The organism is Amycolatopsis japonica (genome assembly GCF_000732925.1).
Taxonomy (GTDB): domain Bacteria; phylum Actinomycetota; class Actinomycetes; order Mycobacteriales; family Pseudonocardiaceae; genus Amycolatopsis; species Amycolatopsis japonica.
Map to the genome: position 1 here is coordinate 2,301,614 of NZ_CP008953.1, position 22,416 is coordinate 2,324,029.

Below are 22,416 nucleotides of genomic sequence, written 5' to 3' on the forward strand. Positions count from 1 at the left end.
TTCCGCCGCCCGTCCACGTTCTGGGACTTTCGTCCCGGTGGGCGGGCGGCTTTCGGCGCGGCATATCCTGGTGCCTGTGAACTGGACAGTGGACGTTCCCGTCGACACGCTCCCCGAACTGCCACCCCTGCCGCCCGAGCTGCGTGACCGGCTCGACGACGCGCTTTCCCGGCCCGCCGCGCAGCAGCCCGAGTGGCCGGACGCCGAGCTGACGAAGCGCGTACGCGGCGTGCTGGAGAGCGTGCCGCCGATCACCGTCCCCGCCGAGATCGACCGCCTTTCGGACCGGCTCGCCATGGTCGCCCGCGGTGAGGCCTTCCTGCTGCAGGGCGGCGACTGCGCGGAGACGTTCGAGTCGAACACCGAGCCGCATATCCGCGCCAACCTGCGCACCCTGCTGCAGATGGCCGTCGTCCTCACCTACGGCGCGAGCCTGCCGGTGGTGAAGGTCGGCCGGATCGCCGGCCAGTACGCGAAGCCGCGTTCGGCGTCCACCGACGCGCTCGGCCTGCCGGTGTACCGCGGCGACATCATCAACTCGCTCGTCGCCAAGCCCGAACTGCGCGTGCCCGACCCCGGCCGGATGATCCGCGCCTACGCGAACGCGGGCGCCGCGATGAACCTCGTCCGCGCCCTCACCGGCGCCGGCATGGCGGATCTGCACCAGGTGCACGACTGGAACAAGGACTTCGTGAAGTCCTCGCCCGCCAGCGAGCGCTACGAGGCGCTGGCCGCGGAAATCGACCGCGGCCTGCGGTTCATGTCGGCCTGCGGCGTCACCGACAGCTCGCTCCAGTCCACCGAGATCTTCGCCAGCCACGAGGCGCTGCTGCTGGACTACGAGCGCTCCATGCTGCGGATGGACCGCGCGGACGCGGCGAACCCCAAGCTGTACAACCTGTCCTCGCACTTCCTCTGGGTCGGCGAGCGGACGCGGCAGCTCGACGGCGCGCACATCGCCTTCGCCGAGCTGCTGGCGAACCCGATCGGCCTCAAGATCGGCCCGACGACCACGCCCGAGCAGGCCGTCGAGTACGTCCGGCGGCTCGACCCGCGCAACGAGCCCGGCCGCCTGACGCTGATCGCCCGCATGGGCAACGGCAAGGTGCGCGAGGTGCTGCCCGCGATCGTCGAGAAGGTCGAGGCGTCCGGGCACAAGGTCATCTGGCAGTGCGACCCGATGCACGGCAACACGCACGAGGCTTCGACCGGCTACAAGACCCGGCACTTCGACCGGATCGTGGACGAGGTGCAGGGCTTCTTCGAGGTGCACCGCAAACTCGGCACCTACCCGGGTGGCATCCACGTCGAGCTGACCGGCGAGGACGTCACCGAATGCCTCGGCGGCGCGCAGGAGATCTCGGATCTGGACCTTTCGGGCCGGTACGAGACCGCGTGCGACCCGCGGCTGAACACGCAGCAGTCGCTGGAGCTGGCGTTCCTGGTCGCGGAGATGCTGCGCGGCTGACCTGCCCCCTTACGCGCGCCATGAAAGGTCCTTTCCTTGCAAAATTTGCAAGGAAAGGACCTTTCATGGCATTCGCTAGGCGGTGTCCAGCAGGCGCGAAGCGGACTTGAGCACGCCGTCCCGCAGCGAACCCACGTCCGAGACCGCCGCCCCGTTCGCCTGCAGTCCGATGTGGACCGAGTCGCGGTAGGTCGCCACCGCGATCCCGACCGCCTGCCGCGGCGCCAGCGGCACGAACGGGTACACGCCCGAAACCTGCGTCCCGTCCAGGGTGAGCCGGTTGGGCGGCACCGGCACCGTGGTCACCACGAGGTCGAACAGCAGCGGCGCGGCCAGCCCGGCGGCCTTCGAACCGAGCCGGTGCAGCATCGGCGGCATCCGGTCGGCGAGCAGCGGGAAGGCGCCCGCGCCCCGCGCCGGGCCCGCGGCCTTGTTCCGGCTCATCTCGCGCTGGACGGCCAGCAGCCTCTCCACCGGATCGTCGAGGCCGACCGGCAGCTCGCAGAGGTACCCGGACAGCTTGTTCCCGCCGAGCTGCTCGGCGGACCGCCCGCGCACGCTGACCGGGATGAGCGCCCGCAGGGTCCGGTCGTCGGCGCGCTGGCCGCGGTTGATCATCCATTCCCGCAGCGCGCCGCTGAGGATCGCCAGCACGACGTCGTTCGCGGTCCCGCCGTGGGTCCGGCGGATCCGGCGGATCTCGGCCGTGTCCAGCCGGACGAGGCCGAGCCGTCGTTCGGTCGACGGCGGCGCGCTGATCGGGGACAGCGGCGAACGCGTCGCGCGCACCACCGACGACGCGATCCCGGCCTGGGTCAGCGTCGAGCCGACCGCTTCCTTCACAGCGTCCACAGGGGACCGTGGCGGGGGCGGTGCGGCACCGCTGTGGGCGCGCCGGGCAGGCCGGGGGAGCCCGTCGAGCAGGCCGACGGCGACGGCGTACGCGCCCGCCCCGTCGGTCAGCGCGTGGTGCAGTTTCAGCAGCAACGCGAACTCGCCGTCCGGCAGGCCGGTGACGAGATGCAAGTCCCACAACGGTTTTCCGGTGTCGAGCGGCCGCCCCATCCACCGTGACGCGTAGGCGGAGAGCGGGTCCGGTTCGTACAGGGAACTCAGGTGGTGATGTGAAATATGTTCACTGGCAACGAAATCCGGGTCGTCGGCCCAGATCGCGGCGCCGGGCGGGAACAGCGCGGTGCGGGGACGCTGACGCAGTTTGGGGAGGCGTGCCGCCCGCTCGGCGAGCAGCGTGGTCAGCTCGCGCGCGTGCACCTGCCCGTGCGGGCGGAAGGTGACCACCGCCCCCATGTGCATGGGCGTCGTTTCGCTTTCCAGGCAAAGGAAAGCGACATCGAGTGCGCTCAGCTGCAGGCCTGACATCATCTGCCTTTCATCGACACTCCGGCTAGGCACAACTGCACCAGCCTGACATGACGGGCGGGTGGTCGTCATGTTTCCTGGGCGCTAACTACCGTCGGGTTCACTCGAACGATGGGATCACGTTCGGACACGGACCACCGCTCTGCGACAGATGGTGGACAGTGCCTCCCCGGGTAACTCGTTAGCGGATCATCCGAGGAAACCGGCAGACTGCACGACCATGACCGACGAACCGAAGCGCCCCGAACCGCCGCTCACCGGCGACGAGCGCACCCAGCTGAACGGCTTCCTCGACTTCCTCCGCGCCACCGTCGTGTGGAAGTGCTCCGGCCTCACCGACGAGCAGGCCCGGCGGCCGCTCGTCCCCAGCGAACTGACCACCGTCGCCGGTCTGCTCGGGCATCTGACCCTCGTCGAGCAGTACTGGTTCACCGTGGTACTCAACGGACAGGAGGACGTCTGGAAGGAGGCACTGGAAGCCGATCCGGACGCCGAGTTCCGGGTCGCCATGCAGACCCCGATCGAGCAGCTGATCGCCGCCTACGAGGCCGAGTGCGAGCGGAGCCGCAAGATCGTCGAAGCGATGGGGCTGGACGACGAGGTCCCCTTCCGCGGCGACCGCAAGGTCAACGTCCGGTTCGTGGTCGCGCACATGATCGAGGAGACCGGCAGGCACGCCGGCCACCTCGACCTGTTGCGCGAGCTGACGGACGGTCTCACCGGGGAGTGACGCGGCGAGGGGGCAGCGGGAAGAATCCGCTGGTCCGCTCGACGTACGTCGCGTATCCCGGCCGCGAACGCCGCAAACCCTTCTCCAGCAAAGGTTTTCCGGTCCCCTTGGCCAGCGTGTACGTCATCGCGATCGGCGACAGCACGGTCGCCGCCCCCACCCAGCTCGAACACGCCAGCAGGTACAGGCCCCACCACACGCACGCGTCCCCGAAGTAGTTGGGATGCCGGGTGTAGCGCCACAGCCCGCTGTCGAGCACCTTCCCCTTGTTGCCCGGGTCGGCCTTGAAGCGGCGCAACTGCTCGTCGCCGATCGTCTCGAACCCGAAGCCGACCAGCCACACCGCGACGCCCAGCCACGCCGTCACCCCGAAGGTGTCGCCGTACATCGCGAACTGGACCGGCAGCGAGACGAACCAGAGCACCACGGCCTGCACGAGGTACACGCGGATGAACAGCTTGAGCGCCGGATTCGGGCCGGCGCTCTCGGCCATCCGCACATAGCGCGGGTCCTCGGGCAACTTGTGGTTTCGCAGGTGGAGGTGGACGCCGAGGCGTATGCCCCAGATCGCGGTCAGCAGCGCGGTGACCACGCGCAGCGCGACCGACCCGTCCCCGAGCGGGGCCGCCACCAGCGCGACGAGCGCGAAGCCCGGCCCCCACAGCGTGTCGACGGTGTCGTACCGCTTCCGCCACCGCGCGATGCCGAAGGTGACGACGAAGGCCAGCAGCGTCGCGCCCGCCGTGACCGCGAGGGTCCCGCCGAGGGGCATCAGGACCACTCCCGGGTGGCGGGCAGCGCGCTCAAGCCTTCTTCCGACGACCGGACCGCGAGGATCTGGTCGACGCCCATCCGGTTCTCCTCGAACGCGAGCGCCCCGCCGACCAAGTACAGCCGCCAGACGCGCGCGCCGGATTCACCGATCAGCGCGACGACGTCGTCCCAGTTGCTTTCGAGCGTCTTCTCCCAGGCCCGTACCGTGCGCACGTAGTGCTCTCGCAACGCGTGGACGTCGCGGATCTCGAACCCGGCGGTCTCCAGATGCCCGAGCGTGCGGCTCAGCGGCCGCATCGTCATGTCGGGGGCGATGTAGCGCTCGATGAACGCGCCTCCGCCGGGCGCCACCGCGCCGCGTGACATCTGCTGCAGGACCAGCCGTCCGGTGGGCTTGAGCATCCGGTACAGCGTCCGCGTGTACTCGGGGTAGTTCTCCTCGCCGACGTGCTCACCCATCTCGATGGAGGCGACGGCGTCGAAGGGCTCGTCACGCAGTTCGCGGTAGTCCTGCCGCCGGACTTCGACGCGATCCTCCAGATCGTGCTGGACGAGGCGGCCGCGGACGTGCTGCAGCTGCTCCGCCGACAGCGTGATCCCGACGGCGGTCACGCCGTGATGTTTCGCCGCGTGCACCAGGAGCGAGCCCCAGCCGCAGCCGACGTCGAGCAGCCGCATCCCCGGGCGCAGGCCGAGCTTGCGGCAGATCAGTTCGAGCTTGTCCCACTGAGCCTGTTCGAGGTCGTAACCCTCCTCCTCGGACGTCCAGTACGCCGACGAGTAGGCCATCGATTCATCCATCAACAGCTGGTAGAAGGCGTTGCCGAGGTCGTAGTGGTGCGCGATCGCCGACTTGTCGCGGAGCAGGGTGTGCAGCTTCCCGGACAGCCGGGCCTCCTCGGCGGGCGGTTTGGGCGGCGGCCCGACGACACCGAGGCCCACGGCGAGACGCAGGGCCTCGGCCCAGTCGCGCGGGCCGAGCTTCGCACCGCGCACGGCGCCCGAACGGGTCAGCGCCCAGATCCGGCGGAATCCGTCGGCGAGATCGCCATCGACGTCGAGATCACCAGAGACGTACGCCCTGGCCAGGCCCAATTCGCCGGGGGCGTAGAGGAGACGGCGCAGGGCACGGCGGTTGTGGAGCACCACGGTCGGGGCATCCGGCGGACCGGCGCGTACGCCATCCCAGGTACGCAGACCGACCGGAAGGGCGCCACCGAGGAGCCGCTCGACGAACGGGGCTAGGCGGGACACGGGACTGTTCGGCATAGTCGTCATTCGCTCCCGGACCGGAAAGGGATGGGTCGGATGCCGCGCCGGTTCACGAGATCCAATCCTCGCCCGATCCGGCTCCGAATGCTTCACGTGCACACCAAGGGTCAACGCATCGGAGTCATCGGCAGCGGCGTGGCCGGCCTCACGGCCGCCTATCTGCTGCAACGCCGCTACGAGGTACTGCTGTTCGAAGCCGAGGACAGGCTGGGCGGGCACGCGCACACCCACGACGTCCCGAGCGCGCACGGCGGCACCGTCGGCGTCGACTCCGGATTCATCGTGCACAACGAGCGTACCTATCCGAACCTGCTCCGCCTGTTCGCCGAACTGGGCGTCGCCACCCGCGACACCGAGATGTCGATGAGCATCCGCTGCGACGGCTGCGGGCTCCAGTACGCCGGCGCGAAGGGCCTGAAAGGCCTGTTCGCGCAGCCGCGCAACGTCGCACGAGGCCGCTACCTGCGGATGCTCGCCGACGTCAAGCGCTTCCACCGGCACGCGAGGCGCGTCCTCGAAGCGCCCGAGGCCGGAGACGTCACCCTCGGTGCCTTCCTCGCGATCGGCGGGTACACGAAGTACTTCGTCGACCACTTCATGCTCCCGGTCGTTTCGACCGTCTGGTCCGCCGACCGGACCGACACGCTCAAGTACCCCGCGCGTTACCTGTTCGAGTTCCTCCGCAACCACGGGATGCTGTCGGTCGGCGGGTCCCCGAAGTGGCGCACCGTCGTCGGCGGCTCCCGCGAGTACGTCGAGCGGGCGGCCAAACAGCTGACCGCCGTGCATCTGTCGACTCCGGTCCGCTCGGTCAAGCGCACCGCGCGCGGCATCGAGGTCCGCGACGACGCCGACACACGGCACCGGCTCGACAAGGTCGTCCTGGCCACGCACGCGGACCAGGCGCTGAAGCTGCTCGCGTCGCCGACCGCGGCCGAGCAAGACCTCCTCGGGACCTTCCGGTACTCCAGCAACGAGGCGTGGCTGCACACCGACACCGGCGTGCTCCCGACGGCGGAATCGGCGCGGGCGGGCTGGAACTACGCGACGCCGTTCTGCGGCGCCCACCACGGCGCGGTCCAGGTGTCCTACGACATGAACCGCCTGATGCGGCTCGACGAGCCGACCGGCTACGTCGTCACGCTCAACCCGGGCGCCGGCCCGGCCGACGGGTCGGTGCTGGCCAAGATGACCTACGAACATCCCGTCTACACGCCGGAATCCGTGGCCGCCCAGCGTCGTCTGCCCGAACTGAACGACGGCACGGTCGCCTTCGCCGGCGCGTACCACGGCTGGGGGTTCCACGAGGACGGCTGCGCGTCCGGTGTCCGCGCGGCCGAGAACTTCGGAGTGCGATGGTGACCGTCATGGCCGTGCTCTACGACTCCACGGTGGCGCATGTCCGGCGCATCGAGCCGCCGATCTCGTTCGCCCATCGGATCTACCTGTGGTTCGTCGACCTCGATGTGCCGCCGAAGCTGCCGTGGTGGCTTCGCCCCTTCGCACGCTTCGACCCGCGAGACCACTTCGCGCCCGAGGACCCCTCCAGCATCCGGTCCAAATTGGACCGCTGGCTCGCGGCGCGCGGCGTCGACCTCCGCGGCGGCCGGGTGCTGATGCTGGCAGGCGCGCGGATGCTCGGCCACAACTTCAACCCGATCACCCTGTACTGGTGCCACCGGCCCGACGGCGAACTCGAATGCGTCGTCGCCGAGGTGCACAACACCTACGGGGGCAGGCACGCGTACCTCCTTCGCCCCGACGAGGACGGGAACGCCTTCGCGGACAAGGAGTTCTACGTCTCGCCGTTCCAGTCGATGGACGGCGAGTACCGGATGGCGGTACCTCGGCCGGAGTCGCTGCTTTCGGTCAAGATCGCCCTGCATCAGGACGGGAAGACGCCGTTGACCGCGTCGCTGCGCGGTGTGCGGCGCCCGGCCACCGCCAGGTGGCTGGCGCACATGCTGATCACCCGTCCGCTCATGCCGCACCGGGTCTCCGCGCTGATCCGGCGGCACGGGGTCAAACTGTGGTTGAAGAAGGCGCCGATGACACAGCGGACGCCCCAGACGGCCGGAGGCAGGCTTGATGGATGAATCGGCACGCCCGCGCCGGATGGCGCCCGTTCCCGGAAGCAGCGGTGAACCGGCCGGACCGACGGCCGAGGATCTGCTCGTCCGGGTCGCGAAGGGGGACGAGCGGGCCTTCGACGCCTTGTACGACCGGCTCGCCGGTCCGGTCCTCGGCCTCGTGCGGCGGGTCCTCCGTGACGCCGCACAGTCCGAAGAGGTCACGCAGGAGGTCATGGTGGAGCTGTGGCGCACGGCCACGCGCTACTCCCCGGAGCGGGGGAGCGCGCTGAACTGGGCCATGACGCTCGCGCACCGCCGCGCCGTCGACCGCGTCCGCTCGGCACGCGCCAGCTCGGACCGCGAGGTGAAGGCGACTTTCGAGGCCGCCCGCGCGCGGCCCTTCGACGAGGTGGCCGAGGCCGTCGCGGCTCGCTGGGAGCGTTCGCAGGTACGCCGCTGCCTGACCACCCTCACCGAGCTGCAGCGGGAATCCGTCCTGCTCGCCTACTACCAGGGCTATACCTATCGTGAGGTCTCAGAGGTACTGCAGACCCCGCACGGAACCATCAAGACCCGGCTCCGGGACGGCCTGATCAGGCTCCGGGACTGTTTGGGGGTGACGGCATGACCATGCCCGAAATGCACACGCTCACCGGCGCGTACGCCGTCGACGCGCTGTCCGAAGTGGAGCGAGCGCAGTTCCAGCGCCACCTCGCCGAGTGCGCCTCGTGCGCGCAAGAGGTCCTCGAACTGCAGATGACGGCGACCCGGCTCGGTGCCGCGCTGGCCGAAGACCCGCCGCCCGAACTCAAACGCCGCGTGCTCGCCGAGGCGATGGCGACCAGGCAGCAGCCGCCGAAGACGCGCTTCGGCGCGGGCGAGCGCGTCAAGGACCGGCGTCGCGCCCCGCGCTGGGCGATCGCCGCGGTGGCCGCGGCCGTCGTCGGGCTCGCGGGCACCGCCGTGTTCGGCGGGATCGCCTACGACAACCACTCGCAGCTGACGGCCGCGCGGGAGCGTGCGGCGCAGTACGCGGAGCGCTACGCCCCGGTCGCCGACGTCCTTTCGGCCGTCGATCTCCGGACCGGGCACGCCGAGACCTCGGCGGGCGGCGGTGGCACCGTGATGATGTCGCGCGCGAAGGACCGGCTGGTCTTCATGGCGGCGCAGCTGCCGGCGAACGAACCGGGCCGGACCTATCAGGCCTGGCTCATGTACCCGGGTGCCGCGCCCAAGCCCGCCGGGCTCATTTCCGGTGGTCAGGACGGTGCGCTGCTGGTCGCCGACGGGCTCGGCGGGGCGGAGAAGTTCGCGCTCAGCGTCGAACAGGCCGGTGGATCACCGACCGGGTCGCCGTCGAAGGACGTCGTCATGGTCATGTCCATGCCCACCTGATCTTCGCCTTTACCAGGCCGCCGTTCGCCGCCGCGACCGGGTCTCGCTCTTGCGCCCGCGAACATGTTGTGGCAAAACACCTTTGCGACACACGGCGTGGCTACTGGATTCGAGCCAGCCTGGTGCATACCGTCCTGCTTCAACGTCGGCAGTTGACATAACTCTCAATCTGAACTTCAGCTCGAGGGTTCGGTACAGGCTCAGCGACCGGCGGGCAGCACGGGCACACACGATCAGGAAGGCGGCCCCGATGACGCCCCCGCACAACTACCTTGCGGTGATCAAGGTCGTCGGTATCGGCGGCGGCGGCGTGAACGCCGTGAACCGCATGATCGAGGTCGGCCTCAAGGGCGTCGAGTTCATCGCGGTGAACACCGACGCGCAGGCACTGCTCATGTCCGACGCCGACGTCAAACTCGACATCGGCCGGGAACTGACCCGCGGCCTCGGTGCCGGCGCCGCCCCCGAGGTGGGGCAGAAGGCCGCCGAGGACCACCGCGAAGAGATCGAAGAGGTCATCAAGGGCGCCGACATGGTGTTCGTGACCGCGGGCGAGGGCGGTGGCACCGGCACCGGTGGCGCGCCGGTCGTCGCCCAGATCGCCCGCAAACTCGGCGCGCTGACCATCGGCGTCGTCACCCGCCCGTTCACCTTCGAGGGCAAGCGCCGCAGCAAGCAGGCCGAAGAGGGCATCCAGCAGCTGCGCAACGAATGCGACACGCTCATCGTGATCCCGAACGACCGGCTGCTGCAGCTGGGCGACATCGGCGTCTCGCTGATGGACGCCTTCCGTTCGGCGGACGAGGTGCTGCTGTCCGGTGTCCAGGGCATCACCGACCTGATCACCACGCCGGGTCTGATCAACCTGGACTTCGCCGACGTCAAGAGCGTCATGTCCGGCGCGGGTTCCGCGCTGATGGGCATCGGCTCGGCGCGCGGCGAGGGCCGGGCGATCCAGGCCGCGGAGAAGGCGATCAACTCGCCGCTGCTGGAAGCGTCGATGGACGGGGCGCACGGCGCGCTGCTGTCGATCGCGGGCGGATCGGACCTCGGCCTGTTCGAGATCAACGAAGCCGCGTCGCTGGTGCAGGAGTCCGCGCACCCCGACGCCAACATCATCTTCGGGACGATCATCGACGACTCGCTCGGCGACGAGGTCCGGGTCACCGTGATCGCGGCCGGTTTCGACGCCGGCACCCCGACGCACAAGAAGCTCGACCCGCCGGCGTTCGGCTCCCGCACGAACTCGACCGCGTCCGCGCAGGCCGGCCAGGTCAACGGTGGCGGGGCGACCCCGGTGCAGAGCCCGCCTTCGGGTGCCACGCCGGTGCCGTCGACCGGTTCGAACGGCTACCCGGTCGCGCCGCCGCGCACGCACACGCCGATGCTGTCCACCCGTAACGAGGGGAACGGTTCGCTGAGCGGCGGGCTCCCGCAGCCCGGCGGCGGTTCGCGCGGCTACTCGCCGATCGGGTCGAACACGAACCACGGCAGCCTGCCCGGCCGTGCCACCCCGGTGCACGACGACCCGTCGGACGACGAGGTCGACGTGCCGCCGTTCATGCGCCGGTAGTTCGCCAGTACGTTCCGTGAAGGCCTCCTTGACTACAGTCGAGGGGGCCTTCACTCAGGTCTAGGAGGAAAAGCGTGCGGGTACGGCGGGTCGTCACGACACGGGCGGGCGGGGCCTCCCGCGCGCCTTACGACACCTTCAACCTCGGTGATCACGTCGGCGACGACGCGGGCGACGTCTACGCCAACCGCAAGCGCCTCGCCACCGAACTCGGCCTCGCCGAGGACAGGCTGGCCTGGATGGAGCAGGTCCACGGCCGGACCGCGACCGTCGTGGACGGCTCGGAGACCTCCGCCGCCGAAGCGACCGACGCGCTCGTAACGGCCGAGCCCGGCCTCGCGCTCGTGGTGCTCGTCGCCGACTGCGTGCCTCTTCTGCTGGCCGACGCCGAAGCCGGTGTCGTCGCCGCCGTCCACGCGGGCCGCGTCGGCGCCAGGGTCGGCGTCGTCCCCGCCGCGGTCGAGGCGATGCGTTCGCTCGGCGCCGAACCGGCCAGGACCGAAGCGCTGCTCGGTCCCGCGATCTGCGGCGACTGTTACGAAGTCCCCGCGGACATGGCCGCCGACGTCGAAAAGCACGTGCCGGGCAGTGCCTGCAAAACCCGCAAGGGCACGCCGGGGCTCGATCTGCGCGCCGGTCTCTGGCGGCAGCTGGCCGACCTCGGCGTCGGCAAGATCGGTGTGGATCCGCGCTGTACCAACGAAGACAAGACGTTGTTCAGCTTCCGCCGCGACGGCACGACGGGCCGGATCGCCGGGATCACGTGGCTGGACGCGTCGTGAGTGACGCCCGCAAGGGGGAACTCGCCGCTTCCCTCGCCGAAGTGGAAGAGCGGATCGCGGCCGCGTGCGAGTCCGCCGGCCGGGCCCGCGACGAGGTCAAACTGCTCGCGGTCACCAAGACCTTCCCGGCGCTCGACGCCGCGCTGCTCGCCGACCTCGGCGCGCTCGATCTCGCCGAGAACCGCGATCAGGAAGCGGGCGCGAAGGCCGAAGAGGTCGCCGAGCTGCGCCCGGACGCCCGGATCCGCTGGCATATGGTCGGCAGCCTGCAGCGGAACAAGGCCAAATCGGTCGTGCGGTGGGCCGACGAGGTCCAGTCCGTCGACTCCGAACGGCTGGCCGAGGCGCTCGCGAAAGCGACCAAGTCGGCCCTCGAATCCGGGCAACGCGAGCACCCGTTGGACGTCCTCATTCAAGTAAGTCTCGATGACGATCCGAAGCGCGGGGGCATTCGGTTGAGCGACGTGAGCCATTTGGCGGAGCGGATAGCCCATGTGGGTGATATTCGCCTCCGGGGGCTTATGGCGGTCGCGCCGCTGGGTACTGATCCCGCGGAGGCGTTCGGGAAACTCGCCCGAGCGTCGGAGCGTCTACGGGAAGAACACCCAAATGCCCGTGAGATCTCCGCCGGAATGAGCAATGATCTCGAGCAGGCGATCGCGCACGGGTCGACCTGTGTGCGTGTCGGAACCGCGTTGCTCGGTGGACGCGGTTTAGCCTCGCCTTAGGGAATACCGTCCCGTCGTTACGGGGAGTGGCGGCGAGGGCGGGGGAGTACGTGCGGGACGCGGCTAAGGCTAGGGAGAGGCATGAGCGCGCTGCAGAAGCTGAAGGCCTACTTCGGGATGGTGCCCGCGGACGAAGACGGCTATGACGTCGAGGATGAGTACCGGCGAGGCTACACCGACGACGAGTACGACTACGACGACGAGCCGCCGGCCCGGTCACGGGGTGGACGTTACCGGGACGAAGTTGACACTTACGACGAGCCCGCGCCCCGGCCCCGGTCACGCTCCGTGGCCAGTCCGGAGCCGGCCGTCCACGGAGCGCTGGCGATGGACCGTCAGCCGGAGCCGGTCGCGCGGCTGCGGCCGGTCACCGAGCCGGTGCGTCCGGCGGTGCGTGACCCGTTGAGCCGGATCACGACGCTGCACCCGACGAGCTACGCGGAAGCGCGCGCGATCGGGGAGCACTACCGGGAGGGCATCCCGGTGATCATGAACCTCACGGAGATGGAGAACGCGGACGCGAAGCGTCTCGTCGACTTCGCCGCGGGGCTCGCTTTCGCGTTGCGCGGATCGATGGACAAGGTCACCAACAAGGTGTTCCTTCTCTCACCGCCCGATGTGGATGTCACCGCGGAGGACCGTCGGCGGATTGCCGAAGGCGGATTATTCCTGCGCGGCTGATCACCCGGTGACCGCTGAGCGCAGCCGGATGTGATTTTGTCGACTCATCGGCATCCGCGGCCCGTCAACTGCGTCTTTTGACGTGAGGCATGGCAGAGTGGTTACGTGAATGCTGTGTTGCTGGTCGTCTGGTACGTGCTGTTCGCCTTCTGGCTCCTGCTGACGGCACGGATCGTCGTCGAGCTCGTGCGTGCTTTCGCTCGCGAGTGGCGTCCTGCCGGAGGGGTTGCGGTAACGCTCGAGACCATCTACACAGTGACCGACCCACCGGTTCGTCTGTTCAGACGAATCATCCCGACCGTACGAATCGGCGGCGTCGGACTGGACTTATCGATTATGGTGCTGCTGTTGGTTGTGTTCTTCGCGATGCAGCTGGCAACGCCAGGGTGATTTTCGGGGAAGCCCCGGTGGACCTGCAGGCCATGGAGTGCGTGAGGTGATCTGATGTCGTTGACCCCCGCTGACGTGCATAACGTCGCGTTCAGCAAGCCGCCCATTGGCAAAAGGGGCTACAACGAGGACGAGGTGGACGCGTTCCTCGACCTGGTGGAGACCGAGCTTGCCCGGTTGATCGAGGACAACAACGAGCTGCGGCAGCAGGTCGAGCAGCTCGACAACGAGCTCGAGACCACGCGTGGTGAGCTCGAAAACGCCAAGGCCGGCGCCGTCGGCCCGCCGCCGCAGGTACGCGACGAGCCGTCGCGCCGCCTGGCGCCGGTGCCGCCGCCGCAGTCGGCGATGGAGCAGACCCAGGCCCACTCGATGGTGCCGGACAACGGGGAGCCCAACGTCCAGGCCGCGAAGGTGCTCGGGCTGGCGCAGGAAATGGCCGACCGGCTCACCGCCGAGGCCAAGACCGAGTCGGACGGCATGCTCGCCGAAGCCCGGACCAAGTCCGAGCAGCTGCTGTCGGACGCGCGGTCCAAGTCGGACTCGATGGTGAACGAGGCGCGTACGCGTGCCGAGACGATGCTGAACGACGCGCGGACCCGTGCCGAGACCTTGGAGCGCCAGGCGCGCGACAAGGCGACGACCATGGAGCGCGAGGCTCAGCGCAAGTACACCGAGACCATGAACAACATGAACGCGGAGAAGGGCTCGCTGGGCAAGAAGATCGAAGAGCTGCGCACGATCGAGCGGGAGTACCGCACGAGGCTGCGCGGGTTCCTCGAGTCCCAGCTGCGTGAGCTCGACGACCGCGGTTCGGCCGCTCCCGCCTCGGCGTCCTCGTCGAACTCGGGGCAGTCGTCGTCCTCCGGTAGCGGACAGGGTTACTCGTTCGGCCCCCGGGCCGAAGCGGGCTGATCTCTGCCCCGGTTTGTTTCTACAGCGGTTTGTTTCTACACAGTGGAACGGCCTCGGCACTCTCCGGAGGGTCGGGGCCGTTTCCCTGTGCGCTCGTGTTGTAATTCACCGTGCTCTTCATCGTCCTGGTACTGGTACTGGCGGCTCTGGGGCTGCTCGTCGCGGCGCTCATCACCGCGAACTCCCTGTGGGCTTGGATCTCCATCGGTCTCTCCGTCGTCGCGGGGTTGCTGCTCCTCTTCGACCTGCTGCGCCGCCGGAAGAAGCGCGCGGCCGAGGCCCCCGCTGAAGAAGCGGCGGAGGAAGCCCCGGCCGAAGAGGACGAGCCCGCCGAGGGTGAGGAAAAGAAACCCGAGGACGTCGAGCAGACCGTCCTGATGCCCGCCGCGGGTGAACTCGGCGACGCGGAGGACACCCCCGAGCCTCAGCAGAACGGCGACCCCGGCGAGGAGAAGAGCGACCCCGCGGATGTGGCGGTCGTCTCCGAACTCGAGATCGAGGTCGTCGTCGTCGACGAGTACCCGCGCTATCACGTGACTTCGTGCGAGTGGCTCGAGACCCGGGACACCATCCCGCTCGGCATCGGCGAGGCGCGGCAGCTCGGGTTCACCCCGTGCGCGCTGTGCACCCCCGATGCCGAAATCGCCGGGAAGCACCGCGAGAAGGGCTAGAGCTTCTGCGCCGCTTCGCCGACCGCCACGACGTCGGCGGCGATCGTGTCGAGCACCAGGCGCTGTTCCTCGTCGGCGTCCCGTGGCACAGGGATCTCCGCGGCTTCATCGGTGCCGAGCGTGCGCGCGGCCTCGTCCACGGCGTCCGCCGCTTCGGTCGATCCGGGCCGCAGCAAGAGCGACGACGCCGTGACGGACAGGCCACGCAAGGCTTCGGCGGCCTTCTCCAGCGCGTCCCGTTGACCGGGCGCGGGTTCCTTGGTGCCCGGCTCCGCCGCGAGCAGACCGTGATGGGCGATGGTGGCGGCGCGGAACTCGCGGCCGAGCGTCCGCGGATCGACGTCTTCGCCGCGTAGTTTCCGCGCCACCGAACCGAGTAGCTCCCGGGTGGCGCCGACGGCGTTCTCGAACCGTTCCGCCGGACCGGGTTTCGGCACCCCGGGGATCGCGGCGAAGCCGAACAGCAACGCGATGACGCCGGCGAGGATCATCAGAAGCAGGTACTCGACGAGGACGTAGCGCGGGTCGAGATGTCTGGTGGTCGCGTTCATGCCGACCGACATCAGGACCATGCAGCCGTTGAACACCGCCGGCCGCGTCTGCATGAACGAGAACCCGCCGAGGAGCGCGACGAGCCCGATCGGCAGCAGGAATCCTTGCGGCAGAAGCCAAAGAACGAGACTCAGGACGACGGCGCCGCCGAGTGAACCGCCGATCCGCTGCCAGGCCTTGCCGAGGCTGTCCCGCCATTCCGGTTGCAGGATGGCGAAGGTGCCGAGCAGGAACGACACGGTGAGCGGGTCGCCTGGCCGGAAACTCGCGACCACCAAGGCCAAACCGACGCCGAGCCCGCAGCGGAGCGCGTGCCGGAACTGCGCCGACTGCCAGGAGAAAGCGCCGCCCAACTCGATCCTGCGCAGTTCCTTGCGGAGTCCCTTCGGAACGTCCACACGCGACTCGTCACGTTCGGTCGTCGCGGTCCGGATGGTTTCGAGCGCCTCCCAAAGCGCGGTGACGAGCCTCGCCGTGGCGCCGGGCAGACCGCCGGGTTCGTTACGCCGCACCGGTTCGACGTCGTTCGGCGCAGCGGGGCTTCGGACGGCTTCGGCCAGCCTGGCGGCTTCTTCCGTGGCGGCGTCGAGTGTTTCGCCGATTTCCTTGCTGTCCAGACGTTTCCGGCGGATCTCCAGCAACCCCGTGGCCGCGCGATACCGGAACAGGCCGCCGAGGACCCCCGCCGGTCCAGCGCCGGGGCCGATCCGCGAGCCAAAGCCTCGCCGCCCGCACCTGGGTTTCGGAAGTACCCGTCGAGAGCGCGTCGGCCAGCGCGTCACGGGTCGGCTTGGCGGGATCCTTCGCGCCCATCAGCACCCGCAACAGGATCACGACCCCCACCGCGATCGCGGGCGCGCCCAGGATCTGCCCGGCCGACGCCGTGCCCGTCAACTGAAAGCCGTACCCGAACAGCGACGCCATCCCGAGCCCCAGCCCGACCGTCACGAACCGCGGCCCGAGCACGGGCACCAGACCGGCGACGACCACGATCGCCACCAGCAGCCCGATCGCCGCCCACTGCGACACCGCGCCCAGCAACCGCGGCACCCCGACCGCGAGGATCAGCGCGGGCGCGAACCACGCCAGCAGCCGCAGATCCGCCCAGAGCGGCCCGCCGACCGCCGCGATGAGACAGAAGAGCGCGGTGAGGGCGGCCAGGACGGCCGCGTTGCCCAGTCCCAAGAGGAACCCGAGCCCGCTGACGCCACCGAGGACGACCAGCAGGACGACGAGGAGTCCGGGCCCTTTCATCGGGCCACGCAGATCGGCATACCGTCAACCTAGAGGCGGTGGCGGGGACGGCAACTCGGGGCCTTGCGTGGTGGGTTGGCGTTGGTCGCGCTCGTGAGTGCAATTCGTGCCTTAAGGCTATCTAGTGCTTAAGGCGCCTTCGTGCCCTTAAGGTGCTTCGCTGCTTTAAGACTCCCTTCGCTGTTGCCATTTTTCGGCAATTCTTCACGTTGGTCTGTTCGGGCTAGCGCAAGTGTTCGGTTCGGCGTAGCTTTGAGGTCGTGGCCAGCAACGATGCACCTCCAGAGACGCCCATCGAGTGGTGGCGCGTCGATACCGCGACGCTGCATGCCCGCAAACAAGAACTCGAAGTCCTGAAGCGCCGGATGGATGCGGAGCAGAATGCGATCCTCGCGGAAATCAATTCCCGCGGGGTGCGGGGATGTTCGGGTCATTCGACGTTGGCGGCGTTGATTTTCGAGGACTTCCTCGTGACCGACAAGGAAGCCAACGCCCGCGCCGACCGCGTGCTGGCCCTGCATCCCGGCCCTGCCCTCGGCGGAGACCCCGAACCACCCCTGGCCCCGTTGACCGCCCAGGCCGCCGCTGAGGGGGCGATCGGGGGCAGTCAGATCGACGCCATCATCCGGACCCTGGCCCGTATCCCTTCTTCGGTTCCCGACGAAGACGTGCGAGCGGGAGAGAAAATCCTCGTCGAGCTGGCTCGTCGGGCGGGCCCTCGGCAGATCGCCCGTGCCGGACGTCGCCTGCTGGACGAACTCGACCCCGACGGAAAAGAGCCCCGCAACGAGGATCCGAAAGACATCCGCCCGGAGCTGCGGTTCGTCAAACACCGCGACGGCTCACTCGGCCTCAAGGCCCGGCTTGATCTGGAAACCTATGCTCGGTTGAAGTCCGACCTGGATCCGATGGCCAAACCTCACAAAGCCATCGACGGCATCCGGGACTCCCGCACGCAGGACGAACGCTACGGGGATGCCTTCACCGACTACGTGCGGTTGAAAACCACCAGCCGCAACCTTCCCGGCCAAGCCGGCGAGGCGACCCACATTTTGGTCACCATGTCGTACGAGGACCTGATCAACGACCTCGGCGAAGCCCACCTGGATCTGGTCGGGTCGATCAGTGCGACCGACGCCCGAATCCTCGCCTGCGACGCCCGTGTGCGGCCCGGCGTTCTCGGTACCGCAGGTGAACCACTGGACATCGGCCGCTCCAAACGCACCGTGTCATTGGCGCAGAAGTACGCGTTGACCCTCCGCGACGGAGGCTGCGCCTTCCCTGGCTGCGACATGCCGGTGCCCCGGTGCACCGCCCACCACATCGTTTTCTGGCGACACCACGGCGAAACGAAGATCGACAACCTCGTGCTGCTGTGTACCCGGCATCACCGGCTGATCCACCGCAGCGAATGGAAAGTCCAGATCGCCCAGGACGGCCGACCCGAATTCACCCCGCCCGCTTACCTCGACTCGACCGGAACGCCAAGGAGGAACACCATGCACCTCAGAGCATAGGCCGAAACCTGTATAACGACCTACACGCTCCCGCTTTCAGAAGCGGCGGATCTGTCGCGCCATGTTCCAGGCGGCACGTGCGACAGCAACAAAATCAGTGACAACGAGGGCGGGGTTCGTCGAGCCGTTGGACAGCAATCCACCCGCGGGCGTCGTCTCCAGCTCGCCCGCGACCAGTGCAAGCGACCGTGTTCCGATCCGGACGTGCACTTCGGCCAGGAAGCGCTCTTCGAGGAAACGGATACGTGCTCGACCGAACCGGCAGGCAACTCGGGAAAGGATCGCCAACGATAGATCCCGTTTCCCCGGCCGTCGTCCAGCCAAGCCTGAAGCCAATACGGCTGCAGGCAAGGGACTTCGGGATCGGCGAAGTGCGGCCCATGGCCGCATTATCGCCGAAACTGTCGGTCCCTCACGGCACACTGCCGCCGTGACCATCACGCGGACTCATTCCTGGGTCGAATCCCTTGGCGGCCCGCTCATCGTCGTACCCGTTTCCGTCTGGCGCACTGGAAGGGAAGCCTTGAAGGAGTGAGGACGACTACGACCGCGCCTGTGCGGTGAACGCGCTCGCGGGCACGCTCTCCATCGGCGGGGCGACGGGCCTGGTCCTCGACGACGAACCAGCCGCCACCTGTTACCTCCCGGAGCACCGCGCGTTCCTTCGCTGGCTCGCCGCCGACTCCGACGACGAGTTGCGCACCGAGGCCGAGCGGATCCTCGCCGATCCCGTCACGCTGTGGGAGTTTCGCGATCAGGGCCGTCCACGCCCGAGGCGTCGGCCTGGTGCAGATGACCGGGTGACAACCCGGTTGCCCCCGCGCGCTACCCTTGAATCAACTGGCACCGATCCGGCCATCACCGGGGAGCCTCCGGAAGAACAGGGCCCATGTCCTCAGCGGCTGAGCCCTCAGTAGAACCGGACGGGTACGGCCCGTCACAGCCGTCGAATGAGCGGCCCAGCCGGAACACCAACCGGCCGGGCAAGCGGGGTGGTACCGCGGAACGCGCCGGAAACGGCCGTCTCGTCCCCGTGTGGGTGAAAGCCCGTACGAGAGACGAACCGCGAGGAGCACCGAAGATGTATCCCAAGGCACAGCTGGACGGCGAGACCGGCGTCCCGTCCCAGCCTTCGTTCCCCGAGTCGGAAAAGCGCGTCCTCGCGTACTGGGAAGCCGATCGGACCTTCCAGGCGTCGATCGACGCCCGCGACCCCGGCGTCAACGGTTCGAACGAGTACGTCTTCTACGACGGTCCGCCGTTCGCCAACGGTCTCCCGCACTACGGTCACCTGCTCACCGGGTACGTGAAGGACCTGGTGCCGCGTTACCAGACCATGAAGGGCAAGCGCGTCGAGCGCCGCTTCGGATGGGACACCCACGGCCTGCCCGCCGAACTCGAGGCCATGCGCCAGCTCGGGATCACCGAGAAGTCCGAGATCGACGCGATGGGCATCGACGTCTTCAACGAGGCGTGCCGCGAGTCCGTGCTGCGCTACACCGGCGAATGGCAGGACTACGTCACCCGCCAGGCCCGCTGGGTCGACTTCGACAACGACTACAAGACGCTCGACCTGTCCTACATGGAGTCGGTCATCTGGGCGTTCAAACAGCTGTGGGACAAGGGCCTGGTCTACGAGGGCTACCGCGTCCTGCCCTACTGCTGGCGCGACGAGACCCCGCTGTCCAACCACGAGCTGCGGATGGACGACGACGTCTACGCCAGCCGCCAGGACCCGGCCGTCACGGTCGGTTTCCGCTTGGAGGGCAACGACAACGAGCTCGACGGCACCTACCTGCTGATCTGGACCACGACACCGTGGACGCTGCCGTCCAACCTCGCGACCGCGGTCCACCCGGACGTGCGTTACGTCGTGGTGGAAAGCGAAGGCAAGCGGTTCCTGCTCGCCGAAGCGCGCGTCGCCTCGTACGCCCGCGAGCTCGGCGAAGAGCCGACCGTCGTCGGGCACTACACCGGCACCGAGCTGCTCGGAACCCGTTACGCCCCACCGTTCCCGTACTTCGCCGGGCACGAGAACGCGCACCGCGTGCTCTCCGCGGACTACGTCACCACCGAGGACGGCACCGGTGTCGTCCACATCGCGCCCGCCTACGGTGAAGAGGACAAGGTCGTCACCGACGCTGCCGGCATCGTCCCGGTCACCCCGGTGGACGCGCAGGGCAAGTTCGACGCGACCGTCTCGGACTACGCGGGCCAGCAGGTCTTCGACGCCAACCCGAACATCATCAAGGACCTCAAGAACGGCACCGGTTCCGCCGCCCGTCAGGGCGCGGTGCTGCTGCGCCACGAGACCTACGAGCACCCGTATCCGCACTGCTGGCGCTGCCGGAACCCGCTGATCTACCGCGCCGTCTCGTCGTGGTTCGTCGCGGTGACCGAGTTCAAGGACCGGATGGTCGAGCTGAACCAGCAGATCACCTGGTACCCGGAGAACGTCAAGGACGGCCAGTTCGGCAAGTGGCTGGAGAACGCCCGCGACTGGTCGGTCTCCCGCAACCGGTACTTCGGCACGCCGATCCCGGTGTGGCAGTCGGACGACCCGGCGTACCCGCGCACGGACGTCTACGGCTCCCTCGACGAACTCGAGCGCGACTTCGGTGTGCGCCTGGAAAACCTGCACCGGCCGTTCATCGACGAGCTGACCCGGCCCAACCCGGACGACCCGACCGGGAAGTCCACCATGCGCCGGATCGAGGACGTGTTCGACGTCTGGTTCGACTCGGGTTCGATGCCGTACGCGCAGGTGCACTACCCGTTCGAGAACACCGAGTGGTTCGAGCACCACTACCCGGGTGACTTCATCGTCGAGTACATCGGGCAGACGCGCGGCTGGTTCTACCTGCTGCACGTGCTGGCGACCGCGTTGTTCGACCGGCCGGCGTTCCGCACCTGCATCTCGCACGGGATCGTGCTCGGCTCGGACGGCCAGAAGATGTCCAAGTCGCTGCGCAACTACCCGGACGTCAACGAGGTCTTCGACCGCGACGGCTCCGACGCGATGCGCTGGTACCTGATGGCGAGCCCGATCCTGCGCGGCGGGAACCTGGTCGTCACCGACAAGGGCATCCGCGACGCCGTCCGCCAGGCCGTGCTGCCGTTGTGGAACTCGTACTACTTCCTCGCGCTCTACGCGAACGCCGAGGGCGTGGAAGGCAAGTGGCGCACGGATTCGAAGCACATCCTCGACCGGTATGTGCTGGCGAAGACGCACGAACTGGTGACCGACGTCGAGCACGCGCTCGACACCTACGACGTCGCCGGTGCCTGCTCGACCGTCCGCGACTTCCTCGAGGTGCTGACGAACTGGTACGTGCGCCGGTCGCGCGACCGGTTCTGGGCGGGCGAGCAGGACGCGATCGACACCCTGCACACCGTGCTGGAAGTGACGTCGCGGGTGGTGGCGCCGCTGCTGCCGCTGACCACGGAGGTCGTCTGGCGCGGGCTGACCGGCGGCCGTTCGGTGCATCTGGCCGACTGGCCGAACGCGCTCGACCTGCCCGCCGACGCGGCGCTGGTGACGGCGATGGACCGGGTGCGCCAGGTGGCGTCTTCGGCGCTGTCGCTGCGGAAGTCGAACAAGCTGCGCGTGCGGCTGCCGCTGGCCAAGCTGGTCGTCGCCGCGCACGAGGCGGACTCGCTGCGCGACTTCACCGACATCCTGCGCGACGAGGTCAACGTCAAATCCGTCGAGCTGACCACGGACGTCGCCGCGCACGGCGGTTTCGAGGTCGCGGTGAACGCCCGTGCCGCCGGACCGCGGCTGGGCAAGGACGTCCAGACGGTGATCAAGGCCGTCAAGGCCGGTGAGTGGACGACGTCCGAGAGCGGCGCCGTCGTGGCGGCCGGGATCGAGCTCGTCGAAGGCGAGTACGACCGGCGTCTGGTCGCCAAGGGCGGCGGCGCGGCCGCGGAACTGCCGGGCGGGGCCGGACTGGTGCTGCTCGACACCGAGGTGACCGACGAGCTGGCGGCCGAGGGCCTGGCCCGCGACCTGGTGCGGGTCGTGCAGCAGGCCCGCCGTGACGCCGGGCTCGACGTCGCCGACCGCATCGCGCTGACGGTGGACGCGCCGGAGGACGTGGTCACGGCCGCGAAGACGCACGAGGAGTTCATCGCTTCGGAGACGCTGGCGACTTCGGTGGCGTACGGCGCCGTCGCCGACGGCTCGGCCGGGACGGTCGGTGAGGGCACGAAGGTGACCGTGGCGGTCACCAAGGCCTGACCCTCGCGAACGCTATGAA

General features: G+C 68.7%; 22 protein-coding genes. 16 read left to right on the plus strand and 6 right to left on the minus strand.

Annotation, left to right across the window (positions count from 1 at the left end):
- Positions 1-76: 76 nt before the first annotated feature.
- A complete protein-coding gene (locus AJAP_RS11245) occupies positions 77-1,468 on the plus strand; it encodes a class II 3-deoxy-7-phosphoheptulonate synthase (RefSeq protein ID WP_038522829.1) in 1,392 nt (463 codons plus the stop codon).
- A 75-nt stretch (positions 1,469-1,543) separates the two neighbouring features.
- Here the strand turns inward: AJAP_RS11245 and AJAP_RS11250 are convergent, their stop codons facing one another.
- A complete protein-coding gene (locus AJAP_RS11250) occupies positions 1,544-2,851 on the minus strand; it encodes a wax ester/triacylglycerol synthase family O-acyltransferase (RefSeq protein ID WP_084098100.1) in 1,308 nt (435 codons plus the stop codon).
- Positions 2,852-3,068: 217 nt separating this feature from the next.
- Between AJAP_RS11250 and AJAP_RS11255 the strand changes: the two genes are divergently transcribed.
- Positions 3,069-3,578, plus strand: coding sequence for a DinB family protein (locus AJAP_RS11255; RefSeq protein ID WP_038510421.1), 510 nt, complete (start codon positions 3,069-3,071; stop codon positions 3,576-3,578).
- Here AJAP_RS11255 and AJAP_RS11260 read toward each other — a convergent pair.
- Both AJAP_RS11260 and AJAP_RS11265 read right to left on the minus strand, forming a co-directional pair.
- Entirely contained in the window at positions 3,565-4,350 is a 786-nt protein-coding gene (locus tag AJAP_RS11260; protein ID WP_038522836.1) for a DUF1295 domain-containing protein, read from the minus strand. The genes AJAP_RS11255 and AJAP_RS11260 overlap by 14 nt on opposite strands.
- On the minus strand, positions 4,350-5,621 hold the full coding sequence (locus AJAP_RS11265) for an SAM-dependent methyltransferase (RefSeq protein WP_038510424.1): 1,272 nt from the start codon (positions 5,619-5,621) through the stop codon (positions 4,350-4,352). Before AJAP_RS11265 ends, AJAP_RS11260 begins: the two co-directional genes overlap by 1 nt.
- Before the next feature lie 87 nt (positions 5,622-5,708).
- Between AJAP_RS11265 and AJAP_RS11270 the strand changes: the two genes are divergently transcribed.
- The 11 genes from AJAP_RS11270 (at position 5,709) to AJAP_RS11320 (ending at position 14,831) form a co-directional block, all read left to right on the plus strand.
- A complete protein-coding gene (locus tag AJAP_RS11270; protein WP_038510426.1) occupies positions 5,709-6,986 on the plus strand; it encodes an NAD(P)/FAD-dependent oxidoreductase in 1,278 nt (425 codons plus the stop codon).
- Entirely contained in the window at positions 6,980-7,720 is a 741-nt protein-coding gene (locus AJAP_RS11275) for a DUF1365 domain-containing protein (RefSeq protein WP_038510428.1), read from the plus strand. Before AJAP_RS11270 ends, AJAP_RS11275 begins: the two co-directional genes overlap by 7 nt.
- On the plus strand, positions 7,713-8,324 hold the full coding sequence (sigK, locus tag AJAP_RS11280; protein WP_038510431.1) for an ECF RNA polymerase sigma factor SigK: 612 nt from the start codon (positions 7,713-7,715) through the stop codon (positions 8,322-8,324). The genes AJAP_RS11275 and sigK overlap by 8 nt, the downstream gene beginning before the upstream one ends.
- On the plus strand, positions 8,321-9,091 hold the full coding sequence (locus AJAP_RS11285; RefSeq protein WP_038510434.1) for an anti-sigma factor: 771 nt from the start codon (positions 8,321-8,323) through the stop codon (positions 9,089-9,091). The genes sigK and AJAP_RS11285 overlap by 4 nt, the downstream gene beginning before the upstream one ends.
- 250 nt (positions 9,092-9,341) lie before the next feature.
- Positions 9,342-10,664 (plus strand): cell division protein FtsZ, encoded by a 1,323-nt coding sequence (gene ftsZ / locus AJAP_RS11290; protein WP_038510437.1) that lies wholly within the window; start codon positions 9,342-9,344, stop codon positions 10,662-10,664.
- A gap of 74 nt (positions 10,665-10,738) precedes the next feature.
- Positions 10,739-11,446, plus strand: a complete 708-nt coding sequence (pgeF, locus tag AJAP_RS11295) for a peptidoglycan editing factor PgeF (protein ID WP_038510440.1) — start codon at positions 10,739-10,741, stop codon at positions 11,444-11,446.
- Positions 11,443-12,174 carry a YggS family pyridoxal phosphate-dependent enzyme gene (locus AJAP_RS11300; protein WP_038510442.1) on the plus strand — a complete coding sequence of 244 codons (732 nt, stop codon included), beginning with the start codon at positions 11,443-11,445 and terminating at the stop codon, positions 12,172-12,174. The genes pgeF and AJAP_RS11300 overlap by 4 nt, the downstream gene beginning before the upstream one ends.
- Positions 12,175-12,255: 81 nt before the next feature.
- Positions 12,256-12,855 (plus strand): cell division protein SepF, encoded by a 600-nt coding sequence (locus AJAP_RS11305; protein ID WP_038510445.1) that lies wholly within the window; start codon positions 12,256-12,258, stop codon positions 12,853-12,855.
- Between the two features lie 114 nt (positions 12,856-12,969).
- On the plus strand, positions 12,970-13,245 hold the full coding sequence (locus tag AJAP_RS11310; protein ID WP_005155180.1) for a YggT family protein: 276 nt from the start codon (positions 12,970-12,972) through the stop codon (positions 13,243-13,245).
- A gap of 54 nt (positions 13,246-13,299) precedes the next feature.
- Positions 13,300-14,160, plus strand: coding sequence for a DivIVA-like cell division protein Wag31 (gene wag31 / locus AJAP_RS11315; protein WP_037344910.1), 861 nt, complete (start codon positions 13,300-13,302; stop codon positions 14,158-14,160).
- A gap of 110 nt (positions 14,161-14,270) precedes the next feature.
- A complete protein-coding gene (locus AJAP_RS11320; RefSeq protein ID WP_038510448.1) occupies positions 14,271-14,831 on the plus strand; it encodes a hypothetical protein in 561 nt (186 codons plus the stop codon).
- On the opposite strand, the gene AJAP_RS45200 is transcribed toward AJAP_RS11320, so the two are convergent.
- Both AJAP_RS45200 and AJAP_RS45205 read right to left on the minus strand, forming a co-directional pair.
- The gene (locus tag AJAP_RS45200) at positions 14,828-15,895 is read right to left on the minus strand and encodes an FUSC family protein (RefSeq protein ID WP_321167117.1); all 1,068 of its coding nucleotides are present in this window, start codon (positions 15,893-15,895) and stop codon (positions 14,828-14,830) included. The two genes, AJAP_RS11320 and AJAP_RS45200, sit on opposite strands and share 4 nt — an antisense overlap.
- A complete protein-coding gene (locus AJAP_RS45205) occupies positions 15,885-16,637 on the minus strand; it encodes a hypothetical protein (RefSeq protein WP_321167118.1) in 753 nt (250 codons plus the stop codon). Before AJAP_RS45205 ends, AJAP_RS45200 begins: the two co-directional genes overlap by 11 nt.
- 260 nt (positions 16,638-16,897) lie before the next feature.
- Here AJAP_RS45205 and AJAP_RS11330 point away from each other — a divergent pair, with 260 nt between their 5' ends.
- Positions 16,898-18,154, plus strand: a complete 1,257-nt coding sequence (locus AJAP_RS11330; protein ID WP_038510450.1) for an HNH endonuclease signature motif containing protein — start codon at positions 16,898-16,900, stop codon at positions 18,152-18,154.
- A 36-nt stretch (positions 18,155-18,190) separates the two neighbouring features.
- On the opposite strand, the gene AJAP_RS44605 is transcribed toward AJAP_RS11330, so the two are convergent.
- On the minus strand, positions 18,191-18,442 hold the full coding sequence (locus tag AJAP_RS44605; protein WP_202965563.1) for a hypothetical protein: 252 nt from the start codon (positions 18,440-18,442) through the stop codon (positions 18,191-18,193).
- A 272-nt stretch (positions 18,443-18,714) separates the two neighbouring features.
- On the opposite strand from AJAP_RS44605, the gene AJAP_RS45325 reads away from it, so the two are divergent.
- Complete coding sequence (locus AJAP_RS45325) at positions 18,715-19,071, plus strand: Imm21 family immunity protein (RefSeq protein WP_051972406.1); 357 nt, start codon at positions 18,715-18,717, stop codon at positions 19,069-19,071.
- A 164-nt stretch (positions 19,072-19,235) separates the two neighbouring features.
- Positions 19,236-22,397, plus strand: coding sequence for an isoleucine--tRNA ligase (ileS, locus tag AJAP_RS11340; protein ID WP_038510454.1), 3,162 nt, complete (start codon positions 19,236-19,238; stop codon positions 22,395-22,397).
- The last annotated feature ends 19 nt before the right edge of the window (positions 22,398-22,416 follow it).